This is a genomic window from Rathayibacter sp. AY1F8, from assembly GCF_002932165.1.
Classification (GTDB): domain Bacteria; phylum Actinomycetota; class Actinomycetes; order Actinomycetales; family Microbacteriaceae; genus Rathayibacter.
On record NZ_PSVB01000017.1, the window covers coordinates 59,369 to 75,094 of the forward strand.

Genomic DNA, 15,726 nt, shown 5'->3' on the forward strand with positions numbered 1-15,726 from the left:
ACCGTGGTCAGCGCAGCGCCGCGAGCGCGACCGCCACGCCGTCCTGGTGGACCGAGGGGATCACGGCGGAGGCCACGGCCCGCACCTCGTCGGGCGCCTGCCCCATCGCGAGCCCTGCGCCCTCGGCGGCGGCCCAGGTGAGCATCTCGATGTCGTTGCGGCCGTCGCCCAGCGCGACCACGTCGCTCCGCTCGATGCCCAGCTCCTCGCGGACGACCTCGAGCGCGGTGGACTTGTTGACGCCGTGCGGGGCGATGTCGAGCCAGGCGGTCCAGCCGATCGCGTAGCTGACCTGGTGCAGGCCCATCTCCTCGACCAGCGAGGTGAACTCCTCGATGCCGGTCTCGGGCGAGATCACGACGACGCGGGTGCACAGCCGGCCGAGCAGCTCCTCGAAGGGGACGTGGGTCGTCTCGGCACCCATCACGGCACCGCCCGGGAACGCCTCGGTGTAGAAGAAGGCGCCGTCCGCGTCCTCGACGGCGTAGTGCGCGTCGGGGAGGGAGCGGCGGATGGTCTCGAGGACCTCCGTCGGGTCGAAGGTCTCGACCGTCTCGGGGACGTACGCACCGGACGCGTCGCGGCGGAGCGTGACCGCTCCGTTGCAGCAGATCACGTACTCGGGCGAGATCCCGAGGCGCTCGACGACCGGCAGGGTGGAGGAGGGCGAGCGCCCGGTGGCGAGCATCACCTCGTCGCCCTGGGCGGCCACGCGGGTGATCGCGTCCGTCACCGCGCGGGTGATGGTGCCGTCCTCGTGCATGACGGTGCCGTCGATGTCGAGGGCGACGAGGCGGCGGCCGGAGGCGCGGGCCGCGCTCATGCGACGGGCTCGAGCACCTCGAGGCCGCCGAGGTGGGGCCGCAGCGCCTCGGGGACGAGCACCGAGCCGTCCGCCCGCTGGTGGGTCTCGAGGAGGGCGACGATCCAGCGGGTGGTCGCGAGCGTGCCGTTGAGGGTGGCGACCGGAGCCGTCCTCCCCGACTCGGTGCGGTAGCGGGTGTCGAGGCGGCGGGCCTGGAACGTGGTGCAGTTCGAGGTCGAGGTCAGCTCGCGGTAGGTCTCCTGCGTGGGGACCCACGCCTCCACGTCGAACTTGCGCGCCGCGCTCTGGCCGAGGTCGCCGGCCGCCGTGTCGATGACGCGGTAGTGCAGGCCGAGGCTCTGCAGGACGTCCTCCTGGTACGAGAGGAGGCGCGCGTGCTCCGCCTCGGCGTCCTCGGGGAGGGTGTAGACGAACATCTCGAGCTTGCTGAACTGGTGCACGCGGATGATGCCGCGGGTGTCCCGTCCGCCCGAGCCCGCCTCGCGGCGGTAGCAGGTGCTCCAGCCCGCGTAGCGCTTCGCGCCGCCGGAGAGGTCGAGGATCTCGTCGGCGTGGTAGCCGGCGAGGGCGACCTCGCTGGTGCCGGTGAGGTAGAGGTCGTCGTCGCGGAGGCGGTACACCTCGTCGTCGTGCTCGCCGAGGAAGCCGGTGCCGTCCATGATCTCGGGGCGCACGAGGGTCGGCGTGATCAGCGGGGTGAAGCCGGCGGCGAGCGCCTTCTCGAGGCCCAGGTTCATCAGCGCGATCTCGAGGCGGGCGACCAGGCCCTTGAGGAAGTAGAAGCGCGCGCCGCTGACCTTCGCGCCGCGCTGCATGTCGATGCCGTCCAGCAGCTCGCCGAGCTCGAGGTGGTCGCGCGGGGCGAAGTCGAAGACGGGGCGCTCGCCGACCGTCCTGACGAGCTCGAACGACTCCTCGCCGCCCGCGGGGACGCCCTCGATGATCGGGTTGGCGATGCGCTTCACCAGCACGGTGAAGGCGTCGTCGGCCTCGGACGCCTCCTGCTGGGCCTGCTTGGCGGCGGCGGCGAGGCGCTGGGCCTCGGCGACGAGGGCCGCCTTCTCGTCCTTCGGAGCCTTGGCGACGGTCTTGCCGAAGGCGTTCTGCTCGGCCCGGAGCCGCTCCGCCTCGGTGATCGCCGCACGGCGCACGCGGTCGGCCTCGAGCGCCTCGTCGACCAGCTCGACGGAGTCGCCGCGCGCCTCCTGCGAGCGCTTCAGGACGTCCGGGTTCTCGCGCAGAAGTACGGGATCAATCACCCCAGCATTGTAGAGGAGGGCCGGGACGGGCCGCCGCCCGCGCGTACCCCCGGGGCCGGCTGAGCATCGGCCGCGAGGAGGCATCCGATCGCGCGGGCGGCTGCGAATGTGAGTCGTCCCCCGAGAACGTCCCCCCGCGTTCGACACCCCTGCTTTCCTGAAGGCTCTCCCATGCACGCCACCCCCCTCATCGACGCGACCCCCGGCGTCGTCCTCGAGCGCGACGGCTCCGTCGCCCGGATCACCCTCAACCGCCCCGACGCCCTCAACGCGATCGATCTCGGCACCGCGCGACTGCTGCTGAGCACCGTCGCCGACCTCGACGCCGACGCCGGCTGCTCCGTCATCGTGATCGCCGCGGTCGGCCGCGCGTTCTGCACGGGCGGCGACATCTCGGCGATCATGGGGTCCGAGAACCCGGACCACTACCTGCGCGACGTCGCGACCACGACCGCCCAGGTGATCCGCCTGCTCGAGGACAGCCGCGCCGTCGTCGTCTGCGCGATCGACGGCATGGTCGCCGGCGCCGGCATCGCCTTCGCTCTGGCCGCCGACATCGTGATAGCGACTCCCGCCGCCCTCTTCCTCAGCGCGTACGGCGACGTCGGGCTCGTCCCGGACGTCGGAGTCACCGCCGCGCTCCCCCGCGTCGTCGGCCGCCGCCGCGCCCTGGACTTCGTGCTCTCGGGCCGCCCGGTCCGCGCGGCCGAGGCGCTGGAGTGGCAGCTCGTGACCGAGGTCGTGCCGCGCGCCGACCTCGCCGGCCGCGTCGACGAGCGCCTGCGCGCCCTGGCGGCGAAGCCGGCGCACGTCGCGTCCGCCGCCCGCCGCCTCCTGCGCACCGACCCGCTCGACCGCGCCGAGCGCATCGTCGAGGAGACGGACACCCTGGTCGAGTTCCTGGCGGTCCCCGCCACGCGCACGCTCCTGGACGCCGAGCACGAGCGCCAGGCCCGCCGCGCCGCCCGGGCGACCGCCTCGCTCTGACCCGGCGCGAGCGTCCTCGACGACGCTCTGGCTCCGGGCCGGGCGGACGTCCGCCCGACGGCCCGCGGATCGGCCGGGCGTTCTCCTCCGATCTCGGCTACGGTGGTCCCCGCGAAGGGGAGTAGTTCCCACCGTCCGCCGAGCGGACGACGAGGCGCGTCGACATGCTGGTCCGGGACGATCCGGGCCCGGCGCTCCACCCCGGCTCCGGCCGGGGCGAACGAGACCTTCGGTCAGTCGACGCACGTCCTGACCGGTCCTCTCGCGCGGGTCGGCGGACCTGAGCCAGGAGATCGCATGGCGACCACCGCCCCCACCCCCAGTCCCGCCCAGGTGCGCCGCTGGCGCCGCTACCTCGCCGACGAGCTCGCCGAGGCCTCCGTGTACCGCGACCTCGCCGGCCGCCGCTCCGGCGAGGAGCGGGAGATCCTGCTCGCGCTCGCCGTGGCCGAGGGCCGCCACGAGGAGCACTGGCGCGAGCTCCTCGGCTCCGCGGCGGAGCCCGCGCCCCGCCCGGACCTCCGCACGCGCTTCCTGGGCTTCCTCACCCGCCGCTTCGGCTCCGTGTTCGTCCTCGCCCTGATCCAGCGCGCCGAGGCCCGCTCCCCCTACGCCGACGACGACGACGCCACCGAGGCGATGGCCGCCGACGAGCGGATCCACGGCGAGGTCGTCCGCGGGCTTGCGGAGCGCGGTCGCAACCGCCTCTCCGGGACGTTCCGCGCGGCGGTCTTCGGAGCGAACGACGGCCTGGTCTCGAACCTCGCCCTCGTGCTCGGAGTGGGAGCGAGCGGAGTCGGGACGGGCGTCGTCCTGTTCACGGGCATCGCGGGCCTGCTCGCCGGCGCCCTCTCGATGGGCGCGGGCGAGTTCGTCTCGGTGCGCTCGCAGCGCGAGCTGCTCTCGGCCTCCAGCCCGGACCTCGACGCGAACCGCATCGTCCCCGATCTGGACGTCGACGCCAACGAGCTCGCCCTGGTCTACCGCGCTCGCGGGATGACCCAGGAGCAGGCCGACGCGCGTGCCGCCTCCGTCTTCACGGGCCTGCGCGGCGGCGCCGTCACCTCCCCCATCACGCTGGGCGGTCCCGCAGGAGACCCCGACGTCGACGAGCACGAGTCGATCGGCACGGGCATGGGCGCGGCGCTGTCGAGCTTCTGCTTCTTCGCCTCGGGCGCGATCATCCCGGTGCTGCCCTACCTGCTCGGCCTGACGGGGCTCGCCGCGGTGGTCGTCGCCTGCGTGCTCGTGGGCATCGCCCTGCTCGCCACCGGCGCGGTCGTCGGGCTGCTCTCAGGCGCCCCGCCGCTGGCCCGGGCGCTGCGCCAGCTCGGGATCGGCTACGGCGCGGCCCTGGTGACCTACCTCCTCGGCCTGCTCTTCGGCGCGTCCGGAGTCTGAGCCTCGGCCTCGAGGAGCTGCGCGGACTCGCGCGGCTCCTCGGCGCGGGGCCGCACGACGACGCCGCGCCACCGCAGCGCGGCCACTCCGACCGCCAGCAGCAGCGACGCCGGCAGGCAGCCCAGCAGGGGGATGCAGGAGTAGTAGAGGAGTTGCCGCTGGATCCACGCAGGCGAGGGCACGTCGGAGTCGCCGTAGTAGGGCGGAGGCGGCGAGGAGTAGCCGGTGTAGAGGAGCGCGAGGCCGATCAGGGTCCCCGCGAGGCCGGCGAGCAGGAGCACGAGGAGCCACGGGTTCCGCAGCAGGGGCGCCTCGCGCACGGGCTCGGCGGGAGCAGCGGGAGCGGGGTCGGCGGCCGGCTCCGGCAGGGGTGCGGGCGCGGTCTCGGCGCCGAGGCGGTGCGACCGCCGGCCCTCGGCGGCTCCGGCGATGTCGGGCAGTGCCATGATGCGGCGCGGTCCGGGCACGGACGAGGAGCCGGGGCGGACCACGCGCGACTCCGGGAGCACGGGACGAGCGGCGGCTCCGGACGTGGCGGCGGGAGCGCCGGGGGCGGCACCGGAGCCGGGCCTCGCGAACGCCCGCTCGTCGCCTCTCAGACGCTCCACCGGTCCCGAGAACCCGCGCTGGAAGGCCGGGTCGTAGCGCGGGTCGACCCGTTCGTCGTCGTCAGTCATCGTCGCGACCCGTCATCGTCTTCCCCGGTCATCGTCGACCTCCGGCTCGTGGGAGAGGATCCCGCGCAGCCAGTCGCGGGCCTCGAGGAACACCTCGTCGTCGTAGCGTCGCACGGAGGTGACCGGGCGGCGGTCAGCGCGCGGATACGAGCCGAGGAAGATCACCTTCGGGCTGAAGCGCCGCAGCCCCATCAGCGCGTCGGCGACCCGCTCGTCCTGGACGTGCCCGTCGAGGTCGATGACGAACCGGTACCGGCCGAGGGCATCGCCGATCGGCCGCGACTGGATCATGCTCAGGTTCACCCCGCGGGTCGCGAACTGCTCGAGCATGTCGAGCAGGGCGCCCGGCTGGTCGGCCGGGAGCTCGGCGATCACGCTGGTCTTGTCGGCGCCGGTCGGCTCGGGCAGCGCGTGCGAGCGCGAGACGTGCACGAAGCGCGTGACGGCGTTCGGGTTGTCGCCGATCCGCTCCGCCAGCACCACGACGTCGTGGTGGGCGACGATCCCGGGAGGGGCGATGGCCGCGTCCGCGGGAGATCCGCCCAGCAGGTCGACGGTGGCCTGGACGTTGCTGGAGGCGGGCAGGTGCTCGTGGCTGGGGATCTCGCGGTCGAGCCACACCCGGCACTGTCCGTAGGCCACGGGGTGCGCGGCGACGGTGCGCACCTCCTCGAGGCTCGTCCCCGGGCGGCCGACCAGGATGAACGACACCGGCACCAGGTACTCGCCGACGATGCGCAGCCCCGGGATCCGCGCCAGCGCGTCCTGCGCGGCCGTCACTCCGCCCTCGACCGAGTTCTCGATCGCGATCACCGCGCCGTCGCTGCGTCCGGTGACCAGATCGCTCAGCGCCTCCCCCACGTTCGCGACGCTGCGCCACAGCTGTCCGCGCGCCTCCGGGACCTGCGCGAGGGCCGCCTCCGTGAACGTGCCGCTGGGCCCGAGATAGCTGTAGGCACGGGTCTCGGGGGCGCTGTCGGGCATGGCGCAAGCCTAGCCAGCCGCGGTACCCCTGGAGGGGGCCGGACTGCCACTATGGACCGCATGACCGATCGCGCAGGGAAGCCGGCACAGGCCTCCGATCTCATCGACGTCGAGGCCCTCGTGAGGGCGTACTACGAGAAGAAGCCGGACGTCTCCGACCCGGCTCAGAAGGTGGTGTTCGGCACCTCGGGCCACCGCGGATCCTCGTTCGACACGGCCTTCAACGAGGACCACATCGCCGCCGTCACCCAGGCGATCGTCGAGTACCGGACCGAGCAGGGCATCACCGGCCCGCTGTTCATCGGCGCCGACACGCACGGGCTCTCCCGCCCGGCCCTCACCACCGCCCTCGAGGTCCTGGTGGGCAACCAGGTCCGCGTGCTCGTGGACGAGTTCGACGACTTCGTGCCGACCCCGGCGCTCAGCCACGCGATCCTCCGCTACAACAACGACCCCGCGCACACCGACCGGGCCGACGGCATCGTGGTGACCCCCTCGCACAACCCGCCCCGCGACGGCGGCTTCAAGTACAACCCGCCGCACGGCGGCCCCGCCGACTCCGACGCGACGACCTGGATCGCCGACCGGGCCAACGAGCTCATCGCCGACGGCAACCGCGGCGTGACCTCGGCCGAGCCCTCCGCGGTCGAGACCTACGACTACCGCACGCACTACGTCGCGGACCTGGCGAACATCATCGACCTCGACGCGATCCGGAAGGCCGGCGTGCGGATCGGGGCCGACCCACTCGGCGGCGCCTCCGTGCACTACTGGCAGCTGATCGCCGAGATGCACGGCCTCGACCTGACCGTGGTGAACGGGGAGGTCGACCCGGCCTGGGGCTTCATGACCCTCGACTGGGACGGCAAGATCCGGATGGACCCGTCCTCCCCCAGCGCGATGGCCTCGGTGGTCGCGCGCGCCGGCGACTTCGACATCCTCACCGGCAACGACGCCGATGCGGACCGGCACGGCATCGTCACCCCCGACGGCGGGCTGATGAACCCCAACCACTACCTGGCCGTCGCGATCGACTACCTCTACCGCCACCGCACCGGCTGGCGCGAGGACGCGGCGATCGGCAAGACGCTGGTCTCCTCCTCGATCATCGACCGGGTCGCGGAGTCGCTGGGCCGGCGCCTCTGGGAGGTCCCGGTGGGCTTCAAGTGGTTCGTCCCCGGGCTGGTCGACGGCTCGGTCGGCTTCGGCGGCGAGGAGTCCGCGGGCGCCTCGTTCCTCCGCTTCGACGGCACCGTCTGGACCACCGACAAGGACGGCATCCTCCTCGCGCTGCTCGCCTCCGAGATCGTGGCGGTCACCGGGAAGAGCCCGTCGGCGCTCTACCGCGAGCTGACCGAGCGCTTCGGCGACCCGGTCTACGAGCGCGTGGACGCGGTGGCGACGAAGGCGCAGAAGGCGGCCCTCGGCAAGCTGGACGGCGACGCGATCGCGGCGACGACCCTCGCCGGGTCCGAGATCACCGCGAAGCTCTCGAAGGCGCCCGGCAACGGCGCGGCCGTCGGAGGCGTCAAGGTCGTCACCGAGGACGCCTGGTTCGCCGCGCGCCCCTCCGGCACCGAGGACGTCTACAAGATCTACGCCGAGAGCTTCCGCGGCCTCGACCACCTGCACGAGGTCCAGGCCGAGGCGCGCACGATCGTGGACGCGGCGCTGAACTCCTAAGCGCTGCGCTCCGTCGCCCGAGAAGGCTCGTTCCCGACCAGGAGAACGAGCCTTCTCGGGAGACTGAGCGGCGGTGAAGCGGGGGCGGGCTACCAGCGCGGGTGGACGGTGGGGCGGAAGTGGGTGTCGTAGAGGGCGTTCACGGCCTCCATGAAGGCGGGGCCGAGGGGCGCGGCGGAGGCGGCGGCCGCGTTGGCGCGGGCCTGCTCGGGCGAGCGGGCGCCGGGGATCACCGAGGTGACGCCCTCCTGCTGGACGATCCAGGCGAGCGCGGCCGCCGCGGGGGCGAGGCCGTGGTCGTCGGCGAGGCGGGAGAACTCCTGCGCGGCCTCCACGCCGGTCGCGAAGTCGACGCCCGAGAAGGTCTCGCCGACGTCGAAGGCGGAGCCGTCGCGGTTGTAGCTGCGGTGGTCCTCCGGCGCGAACACGGTCTCGGTCGTGTAGCGGCCGCTGAGCAGGCCCGAGGCGAGCGGGACGCGCGCGAGGATGCCGACGCCGGCCTCGCGGGCGGCGGGCAGCACCTCATCGAGCGGCTTGAGGCGGAACGCGTTCAGGATGATCTGGACGCTCGCGACGTTCGGTCGGGCGATGGCGGTCAGCGCCTCCTCCGTGCGCTCGACCGAGACGCCGTAGGCGGCGATCGCGCCCTCGGCGACGAGGGTGTCGAGGGCGTCGTAGACGGCGTCCTCGGAGTAGACGGAGGTGGGCGGGCAGTGCAGCTGCACCAGATCGAGAGTGTCGACGCCGAGGTTGACGCGCGAGCGGTCGGTCCAGGCGCGGAAGTTGTCGAGCACGTAGTTGGCGGGGCTCTGCTCCGCGCGACGGCCCATCTTGGTGGCGACGAAGACCTGCGCGTCGGGGTGCGCCGCGCGGTAGGCGCCGATCGTCCGCTCGCTGCGGCCGTCGCCGTAGACGTCGGCGGTGTCGAAGAGGGTCACCCCCGACTCCACCGCTGCGTCGAGCACGGCGAGGGCGTCGGTCTCGGCGACGTCCCCCCAGTCGGCACCGAGCTGCCAGGTTCCGAGGCCGACGACGGAGACGGGGGCGCCGGTGCGTCCGAGGATTCGAGTTTCCATGCCTCCACCGTAGGTGCGGCCGAGCCCGCGGCGGACCCCCTTGCGCGTGCTCTAACGTCGAGGGCATGCCCCTCCTCGTGCTCGGAAGCGCCAACCTCGACCACGTCCACCGGGTCGCCCGCATCCCCGCTCCCGGAGAGACGGTGCTCGCCCTCGACGCGAGCACCTTCCCGGGCGGCAAGGGCCTCAACCAGGCCGTCGCGGCCGCACGGACCGAGCCCGGCACCGTCTTCGTCACGAGCCTCGGACGCGACTCTGCGGGAGACCGGCTCGCCGCGGTCCTCGGCGAGGAGCCGCTGGAGCTGCGCGCCCGCCGCGGCGACGTCCGCACCGGCACCGCGCAGATCACCGTGGACGAGCGCGGGGAGAACGCGATCGTCGTCGACTCCGGAGCGAACGCCGCCCTGGTCGGGTTGACCGCCGAGGAGTCGGCCCTGGTGGCGGCGGCCGACGCCCTGCTCCTCCAGCTCGAGATCCCGACGGCGACGGTGACGGAGGCGGCCCGCGCCGCGCGCGCCGGCGGCACGGTGTCGATCCTGAACGCCGCCCCGATCGGCCCGCTGCCGGAGGAGCTCCTCGCGGTGCTCGACGTGCTGATCGTCAACGAGCACGAGGCCCGCGAGCTCGCCGCCGATCGCGGCATCACCGCCGCCGACGACGACGCGCTCGCCGCTGCCCTCACCGCGCTGGTGCCGCTCGTGCTGGTCACCCTCGGCTCCGACGGCGTCGTCGTGGCGGTCCGCGACCGCGAGCCGGTGCGCACCCCGGCCTTCCGGGTGGAGGCCGTGGACACCACCGGCGCCGGCGACACCTTCTGCGGCGCCTTCTCGGCCCGGCTCGCCGCCACGGGAGCACGGCTCGACGATCCGGAGCAGCTGGTCGCCCTCACCCACTGGGCGAGCGCGGCCGCGGCGATCTCGGTCACCCGCGCCGGAGCGGCGGTGTCCGCGCCGACGGCGGCCGAGACGGACGCGTTCCTCGCCGAGCGCGCCTGAGGGGGAAGCTCTTCGGGGAGGCTCGCCTGAGCGGGAAGCTCCTCAGGGAGGACGGAGCGGACACCGACCTCGGGCGCCCTGCAGCACCGTCGCTCCGGTCGGCACGGTGCACTCCGGAAAAGCACGAGAGCGCTGGGCCCGGCTCCGCTCCTCACGGCGGGGCGTCCCGCCCGGCGGACAGCCGCGCCCGCTCCCCGTTCCGGCTAGTCGATCGCGGCGACCCGGACGGTCACCCGCGGCCGCAGCTCCGGATGCACCCGGACGCACCACTCGCGCACCGCGGCTCCGATCGCGCGCGCCACGTCCGGCGCGGACGCCTCCGCGGTCACGCAGAGGTCGACGGCCACGGACACCTCGTCCCCCGCGACGCGGACCAGAACCGGATCGGCGAACGTGCCGCCGCTCGCGGTGCCCAGCGGCTCGACCACGATCCCGGTCGCGCTCAGCGCCGTCGCCGCGTGCGCGAGCACGTCGCGCACCTCGGGCCTGGCCGGCATCAGGGTCGCGACGCCGTCCAGGGCGCGCAGCTCCGCAGCGAGCGCGGACACCGGATCGACCGGGGCCGCCGACTCGAGGCCGCTCACGACTCCTCCGTCCCGGGGACGTAGACGTCCTCCACGCGGACGTCGATCCTCGACACCCGCAGCTCGGTCTGGGTCAGCAGCCGCGAGTGCACGCGCTCGCGCACCTGCTGGGCCGCCTCGGCGATCGGCACCCCCCAGAAGACCGAGATCGTCAGCTCCACCACGACCTCCGCGCCCGGCTCGGCGATGTCGCCGACCAGGCGGCAGCGGCCGACCAGCACGCCGGCGACGCTGTCCCCCGCCTCGCGCACGAGTCCGCGGACCGCTCCCTCGGTGATCGTGAGCGCCACGTCGGGCTGGACGCTCGCCAGCGGGATGTCGCGTCCGGCCCGCGACTCGCGGCGGACCTGGGTGAGGATCGAGCCGAACCAGCTCTCCTCCGGCGCGGGCAGGCGTGCGGCGTCGTCGTCGATGAGCGCGCCGGAGAGGGCGCGCACGCGCTCGAGGGCGCGCAGAGTGCGCCGGTGCTCCGGCGACTCCTCGATGGCGGGGTCGTACGGCGTGCGCCCGCGGTCGAGGTAGTCGCTCAGCTCGTCGATGCCGATGCCGTCGCCCTCCTGCTCCGTCGCGTCCGCCTCCTGCTCGAGCGCGGGCGGCAGCACGACGTCGTGCTCCCCCGCGCGCTCCGGCCCGTCGCCGGGACCCTGGTCCGCGTTCATCGCGTCTGCTCCCTCATCGCCAGTCCTCCATCGCCACGACCAGCGACTCGCGCGCGCGGGCGAGCTTGCCCCGCACGGCGGTCACCGTGAGACCGAGGTGATCGGCGATCTCGTTGTACGACTCCCCGCCGACCTCGCGCAGCACCCAGCACTGACGCTGCGACTCCGGCAGCTCGGACAGGGCGTGCGCGAGAGCCCGCATGGCGTCGCTCTGCTCGGCGGCCTCGAACGGGCCGGGCTCTCGGGCCGGGGGATGCTCCACGGCGTCGACGTCGTCGGTCGGGCGGCGCTGGCGCAGCAGGTCGACGCTGGAGCGGCTGACGATCCGCATCATCCAGCTGCGCACGCTCGCCGGCTCCTTGAGCTGCGGGAGCTGCGCCCAGACCGTGATCAGCGCGTTCTGCACGGCGTCGGAGGCGTCGGCCTGCGAGCCGGTGAGGCGCCAGGCGTAGGCGCGGAGGATCGACTGGTGCCGCTTGACGAGCACCTCGAAGGCGCGCACGTCGCCCTCGGCGGAGCGCTCGGCGAGCAGCGCGTCGCTCGCCGCTTCCAGTCCGGGCACGGCGCCTCCTCCCTCTCCGCTCACGCGGCCTCGGGCCGCCTCTCAGGTGACGCTCAGGAAAAAGTCCGCCGAGCACCGTGACGAACGCCGTCCGGGCTCCGTCTCACTCATGAAAGCACAGCCCGACCGGATTCCCGCCGGGCCTTCGACCCCGGTCTGCTCAGCAACGGCAGCCGATGAGACGTCCAGGAGACCTCATGAGCGACACCACGCGCACCCCCTCCACCACCCGCGTCGACAAGACCTCCGTCGACACGGTCACGAGCCTCGGCGGCTCGCGGACCTCCGGCACCGCCCAGGGCACCACGGTCATCGACGACAGCGTCGTGGCCAAGGTCGCCGGCATCGCGGCCCGCCAGGTGCCCGGCGTCTTCGCCCTCGGCAACAACGCCGCCCGTGCCTTCGGCGCGATCCGCCAGGCCGTCGGCGGCGCCGACCACGCCCAGGGCGTGAGCGTCGAGGTCGGCGAGACCCAGGTCGCGGCCGACGTGACCATCGTCGTCGAGTACCCCGTGCCGATGCAGAAGGTCGCCGACTCCGTCCGCGCCGCCGTCTCCGAGGCCATCACCGAGCTCGTCGGCATGGCCGTCTCCGAGATCAACGTCGCCGTCGTCGACGTGCACATCCCCGGCGACGACAAGGACGACGAGGCCACCGAGAGCCGCGTCCGATGAGCGACTTCCAGCGCCCCGCGCCCACCGCCCCCGGCGGCCGCAGCACCGTCCTCGGTGTCGTGGTCGGCGCGATCCTCGCCTTCGCGGCCCTGATGTTCGGCTTCTGGGGCTTCGTCCTCACCGCCCTCTTCATGGCCCTCGGCGTCGTGATCGCCCGCATCGCCGACGGCACCCTCGACGTGCGCAGCCTCGTGGACGTGTTCCGCGGCCGCACCACCTCCCGCTAGGAGCCCACTGTGACCGCTCTCGACACGCGTCCCGCATCGCCGGTGGCGGGCACCGTCACCATCACCGTCCGCTCCATCGAGCGCGCCGCCGTGGCGATCGTCCACGAGGAGCTGGGCGTGGAGGTCTCCGCGATCCGCGTCCGCCTCTCCGATGACCGTGGCGGCCTCGCCCTCGCGGTGACCGCGCCGGTCGTCGTCGAGCCGGGCACCGCCCCGGCCGGCGGCTCCCTGCTCGAGCGCCTGCACGGCGACCGCACCCGCATCGCCTCCCGCATGGAGGCGCTGACCGGGCGCACCGTCAGCCGGATCGACATCCGGGTCACGGGCACCCGCACCCGAAGCACGAGGAGAGTCGCATGAGCCCCGCACCGTCGGCGCCCGACACCCGCTACAGCCGCTACCTCCGTCGCGAGACCCACAAGTCCCGCTCCGCCGCGCAGATCGTCGTCCTGGTGCTCATCGCCCTGGTCGCGGCCTATGTCGGCACGGAGGCGGTGCTCGCGATCCTCGGCGCCGCGCCCCTGCTCGCCGCACCGTCCGCCCTGCTGGGCGCGATCGTCGGAGTCGCGTCGCTGGCGAACCCCGCCCTCATCGGCGTGGCCGTCGGCGCGGGCGTCCTCGCCCTGGTCCTGCTGGTGCTCGCACTGGCGCCCGGGGCCCGGGCCCGCCACACCGTGGACGACGACCGCCTCGCCGTGGTCGTGGACGACGGCGTGATCGCCTCCTCCCTGGCCCGCGCAGCCCGCACGGCCGCCCACTCCCGCCGCGAGGACACCCGCGCCTCGCTCGGGCGGCGCACCGCACTGGTCGAGGTGACCCCCGCCTCCGGCATCGCGGTCGACCGCGACGCCGTGCAGAGCGCCGTCGACGAGGAGCTCGCCCGCATCGGCGCGAAGCCCGCCCCGCGCTCCACCGTCCGCGTCTCGACCTCCGGGAGGATCTGATGACCACGAGCAACCGCTTCGTCAACCGGCTCGTCCTGCTCGTCGTGGGCCTCGTGCTCGCGCTGGTCAGCGCCGGAGCCGTCCTGATCGCCGTCTCGCAGCCGGTCCGCGACTCCGTCCTCTCCTTCGCCGACGGCGAGGGCGCGGCCCTGGTCTCGCGCCTCTCCCCCGAGGAGGGCACCGCCTGGAGCGATGCCGCCGTCCTCTGGCCGCTCTACGCCGTCGTCGGGATCTGCCTCCTCGGCATCGTCCTCGCGCTGGTGATGGCCTTCGCCCACGGTCACGGCCGCACCGGCACCGTCCTCCGCGACGAGGCCGAGGGCGCGCCCGCCGGAGGGATCGAGATCGCGACCGGCTTCGCGGAGGACGTCCTCGAGACGGCTCTCGCCGGGCGGACGGAGCTCCTCGACGTCACGGTCGCGGCCTACCGCCACGGCTCCGAGACCGCGCTGAAGGTGCGCGTCCTCCCCCGCGGCGGCGTCTCGCCCCGCACCGTGGTCGACGCCGTGCACCAGGAGGTCGACGCGCTCGACGCCCTGCTCGGCGCCCGCCTGCCGGTCCTGCTCGAGGTCGCCTCGAGCGCCCGGGCCGGCTTCTCCAAGGAGGACCGGGTCGCCTGACTCCGGTCCCGCAGCTTCCCCGGCACCCGCCGGCGGATGGTCACACCGAACAGAAGGAGCCCCTCATGGGTGCAGACGACAAGATCCGCAACGCAGCCGAGAACCTGGTCGGCAAGGCCAAGGAGGCCGTCGGCAAGCTGACGGACAACGAGCGCCTCGAGGCCGAGGGCCAGGCCGACCAGACCAAGGCCCACACCAAGAAGGTCGGCGAGGACGTCAAGGACGTCTTCAAGAAGTGATCTGACCGGAACCTCGACGGGGCCGTCACCGCATCAGCGGTGGCGGCCCCGTCGTCGTGCGTGGAGCGGGTGCGTCGAGCGTCAGACGCCCCAGAACATGATCCGGCCGGCGGAGGCCGCGTCGATGCTCTGGTCGTGGTTGTCGGCGGTGTGCGAGGAGTAGAGGATCCTGTCGCCGTCGACGCTGGTCACGACGCCCGTGTGGTCCCAGTCGCCCGAGCCGTCCCAGTCGAACTGGACGATGTCGCCCGGCTTCACCCGGCTCCGCTCGGAGTCGGGGATCGCGGTCGCGCGCTCGGGGTGCGCGGCGAGGTAGGCGTTGAACGCGGTCGACGACGCCCAGGCGGAGCTGTACCCGCCGGAGGAGGAGTAGCTCCACTCGCCGTCCATCTCCCAGCCGCGGGCGATCAGCGACTGCGAGGTGAAGTTGACGCAGTCGTTGCCCGAGATCACGCCGTACTGGGCCGAGTTGTAGTCGTTCCAGTAGGTGGAGAGGTAGTCGAGCTGCGAGGCCAGGCGGCTCGCGTCCAGCGCGGCCTGGGCCTTCGCGGCCTCGATCGCCGGGTCGGGCGTGTAGGCGAAGGTGATCGCCGAGGCGACGACCTTCGTGCTGGCGAGCACGCCGGTCGCGGCGAAGCTGGGAGTGGCGGCCGCGGTCGGGGCGGCGAGGTCGGTCGAGGCCTCGGCCGTCGTGCCCTCCGCGGCGCCCGACGTGTCGACGGCCGGCTGCACCGCGTCGGCCGGGGTCCCGTCGACGGTGACCGCCGCGGCGGAGTCGGTGACCGCGTCGAACGTGATGGCCTGACCGTCGGCGTCGAAGAAGGCGACCGGGACCTCGCCCGCTGCCTCTCCGTCGGCCGGAGGGGCGGTGACCGTGATCTGGTCGGGGTTGTCGACCGCGACGCTGCCCTCGGCCTCGCCGAAGCGCACGGTGGCGACCGAGTCCAGGTTCGATCCCTCGAGCGTCACGCTCGTGCCGCCGGCGACGGTGCCGGAGGTGGTGGAGACGGAGCTGAGGACGACCCGGGCGGAGGCGGTGGTCGCGGGGAGCACGGCGACGCTGGTCGAGGTCGGAGCAGCGGACGGCGTCGCGGTGGCCGACTCGGCCGAGGAGCCGGTGCCGACGGTGAGGCTCAGGCTCGACGCGACGGCCACGACGACGAGCCCGCCGGAGACGGCGAGCGCCAGCGTGCGCGGGGACGGGCGGAAGAAGGAGGCGCCGCGGCGGGCGGGCGCGGTGCGGAGCCGGTGCCCCTCCGCTTCGCGGCGGTCGCGGCGGGACGAGAACGATCCCTCCGCGACCGCCGCGAAGCGGAGGGGCACCGGCTC

19 protein-coding genes are annotated in these 15,726 nt (G+C 73.8%); 10 read left to right on the plus strand and 9 right to left on the minus strand.

Annotation, left to right across the window (positions count from 1 at the left end):
* Positions 1 to 7: 7 nt before the first annotated feature.
* Positions 8 to 823, minus strand: coding sequence for an HAD family hydrolase (locus C5C35_RS12545; RefSeq protein ID WP_104263216.1), 816 nt, complete (start codon positions 821 to 823; stop codon positions 8 to 10).
* Positions 820 to 2,085, minus strand: a complete 1,266-nt coding sequence (serS, locus tag C5C35_RS12550; protein ID WP_104233941.1) for a serine--tRNA ligase — start codon at positions 2,083 to 2,085, stop codon at positions 820 to 822. Before serS ends, C5C35_RS12545 begins: the two co-directional genes overlap by 4 nt.
* A 171-nt stretch (positions 2,086 to 2,256) precedes the next feature.
* Here serS and C5C35_RS12555 point away from each other — a divergent pair, with 171 nt between their 5' ends.
* The gene (locus C5C35_RS12555) at positions 2,257 to 3,072 is read left to right on the plus strand and encodes an enoyl-CoA hydratase/isomerase family protein (protein WP_104263217.1); all 816 of its coding nucleotides are present in this window, start codon (positions 2,257 to 2,259) and stop codon (positions 3,070 to 3,072) included.
* 297 nt (positions 3,073 to 3,369) lie between these two features.
* Positions 3,370 to 4,473 carry a VIT1/CCC1 family protein gene (locus C5C35_RS12560; RefSeq protein WP_104224963.1) on the plus strand — a complete coding sequence of 368 codons (1,104 nt, stop codon included), beginning with the start codon at positions 3,370 to 3,372 and terminating at the stop codon, positions 4,471 to 4,473.
* On the opposite strand, the gene C5C35_RS12565 is transcribed toward C5C35_RS12560, so the two are convergent.
* Positions 4,434 to 5,150, minus strand: coding sequence for a hypothetical protein (locus C5C35_RS12565; RefSeq protein ID WP_104263218.1), 717 nt, complete (start codon positions 5,148 to 5,150; stop codon positions 4,434 to 4,436). The two genes, C5C35_RS12560 and C5C35_RS12565, sit on opposite strands and share 40 nt — an antisense overlap.
* Positions 5,151 to 5,162: 12 nt before the next feature.
* Positions 5,163 to 6,134: a prephenate dehydratase gene (gene pheA / locus C5C35_RS12570; RefSeq protein ID WP_104226780.1), complete on the minus strand. Its 972-nt coding sequence runs from the start codon at positions 6,132 to 6,134 to the stop codon at positions 5,163 to 5,165.
* A 60-nt stretch (positions 6,135 to 6,194) separates the two neighbouring features.
* On the opposite strand from pheA, the gene pgm reads away from it, so the two are divergent.
* On the plus strand, positions 6,195 to 7,817 hold the full coding sequence (gene pgm / locus C5C35_RS12575) for a phosphoglucomutase (alpha-D-glucose-1,6-bisphosphate-dependent) (RefSeq protein WP_104226793.1): 1,623 nt from the start codon (positions 6,195 to 6,197) through the stop codon (positions 7,815 to 7,817).
* Between the two features lie 89 nt (positions 7,818 to 7,906).
* Here the strand turns inward: pgm and C5C35_RS12580 are convergent, their stop codons facing one another.
* On the minus strand, positions 7,907 to 8,893 hold the full coding sequence (locus tag C5C35_RS12580) for an aldo/keto reductase (RefSeq protein WP_104263219.1): 987 nt from the start codon (positions 8,891 to 8,893) through the stop codon (positions 7,907 to 7,909).
* A gap of 65 nt (positions 8,894 to 8,958) precedes the next feature.
* On the opposite strand from C5C35_RS12580, the gene C5C35_RS12585 reads away from it, so the two are divergent.
* Complete coding sequence (locus C5C35_RS12585) at positions 8,959 to 9,888, plus strand: ribokinase (protein ID WP_104263220.1); 930 nt, start codon at positions 8,959 to 8,961, stop codon at positions 9,886 to 9,888.
* Between the two features lie 203 nt (positions 9,889 to 10,091).
* On the opposite strand, the gene C5C35_RS12590 is transcribed toward C5C35_RS12585, so the two are convergent.
* Genes C5C35_RS12590 through C5C35_RS12600 form a run of 3 tightly spaced genes read right to left on the minus strand, consistent with a single transcriptional unit; the run spans position 10,092 to position 11,693 of the window.
* A complete protein-coding gene (locus C5C35_RS12590; protein WP_104233946.1) occupies positions 10,092 to 10,472 on the minus strand; it encodes a hypothetical protein in 381 nt (126 codons plus the stop codon).
* Positions 10,469 to 11,131, minus strand: a complete 663-nt coding sequence (locus C5C35_RS12595; RefSeq protein ID WP_104233947.1) for an Asp23/Gls24 family envelope stress response protein — start codon at positions 11,129 to 11,131, stop codon at positions 10,469 to 10,471. Before C5C35_RS12595 ends, C5C35_RS12590 begins: the two co-directional genes overlap by 4 nt.
* Before the next feature lie 13 nt (positions 11,132 to 11,144).
* Positions 11,145 to 11,693, minus strand: a complete 549-nt coding sequence (locus C5C35_RS12600) for an RNA polymerase sigma factor (RefSeq protein WP_104224956.1) — start codon at positions 11,691 to 11,693, stop codon at positions 11,145 to 11,147.
* 197 nt (positions 11,694 to 11,890) lie between these two features.
* Between C5C35_RS12600 and C5C35_RS12605 the strand changes: the two genes are divergently transcribed.
* The 6 genes from C5C35_RS12605 (at position 11,891) to C5C35_RS12630 (ending at position 14,397) form a co-directional block, all read left to right on the plus strand.
* Positions 11,891 to 12,367, plus strand: coding sequence for an Asp23/Gls24 family envelope stress response protein (locus C5C35_RS12605; RefSeq protein ID WP_104226785.1), 477 nt, complete (start codon positions 11,891 to 11,893; stop codon positions 12,365 to 12,367).
* Entirely contained in the window at positions 12,364 to 12,594 is a 231-nt protein-coding gene (locus tag C5C35_RS12610) for a DUF2273 domain-containing protein (RefSeq protein WP_104224954.1), read from the plus strand. The genes C5C35_RS12605 and C5C35_RS12610 overlap by 4 nt, the downstream gene beginning before the upstream one ends.
* 9 nt (positions 12,595 to 12,603) lie before the next feature.
* Positions 12,604 to 12,954, plus strand: coding sequence for a hypothetical protein (locus C5C35_RS12615; RefSeq protein ID WP_104224953.1), 351 nt, complete (start codon positions 12,604 to 12,606; stop codon positions 12,952 to 12,954).
* Complete coding sequence (locus tag C5C35_RS12620) at positions 12,951 to 13,538, plus strand: DUF6286 domain-containing protein (RefSeq protein WP_104226787.1); 588 nt, start codon at positions 12,951 to 12,953, stop codon at positions 13,536 to 13,538. Before C5C35_RS12615 ends, C5C35_RS12620 begins: the two co-directional genes overlap by 4 nt.
* Positions 13,538 to 14,158, plus strand: coding sequence for a hypothetical protein (locus C5C35_RS12625; RefSeq protein WP_104224951.1), 621 nt, complete (start codon positions 13,538 to 13,540; stop codon positions 14,156 to 14,158). The genes C5C35_RS12620 and C5C35_RS12625 overlap by 1 nt, the downstream gene beginning before the upstream one ends.
* A 65-nt stretch (positions 14,159 to 14,223) precedes the next feature.
* Complete coding sequence (locus tag C5C35_RS12630; RefSeq protein WP_104226788.1) at positions 14,224 to 14,397, plus strand: CsbD family protein; 174 nt, start codon at positions 14,224 to 14,226, stop codon at positions 14,395 to 14,397.
* A gap of 81 nt (positions 14,398 to 14,478) precedes the next feature.
* Here the strand turns inward: C5C35_RS12630 and C5C35_RS12635 are convergent.
* On the minus strand, positions 14,479 to 15,726 hold a 1,248-nt coding region (locus tag C5C35_RS12635; RefSeq protein WP_146084606.1), incomplete at its 5' end, for an amidase domain-containing protein.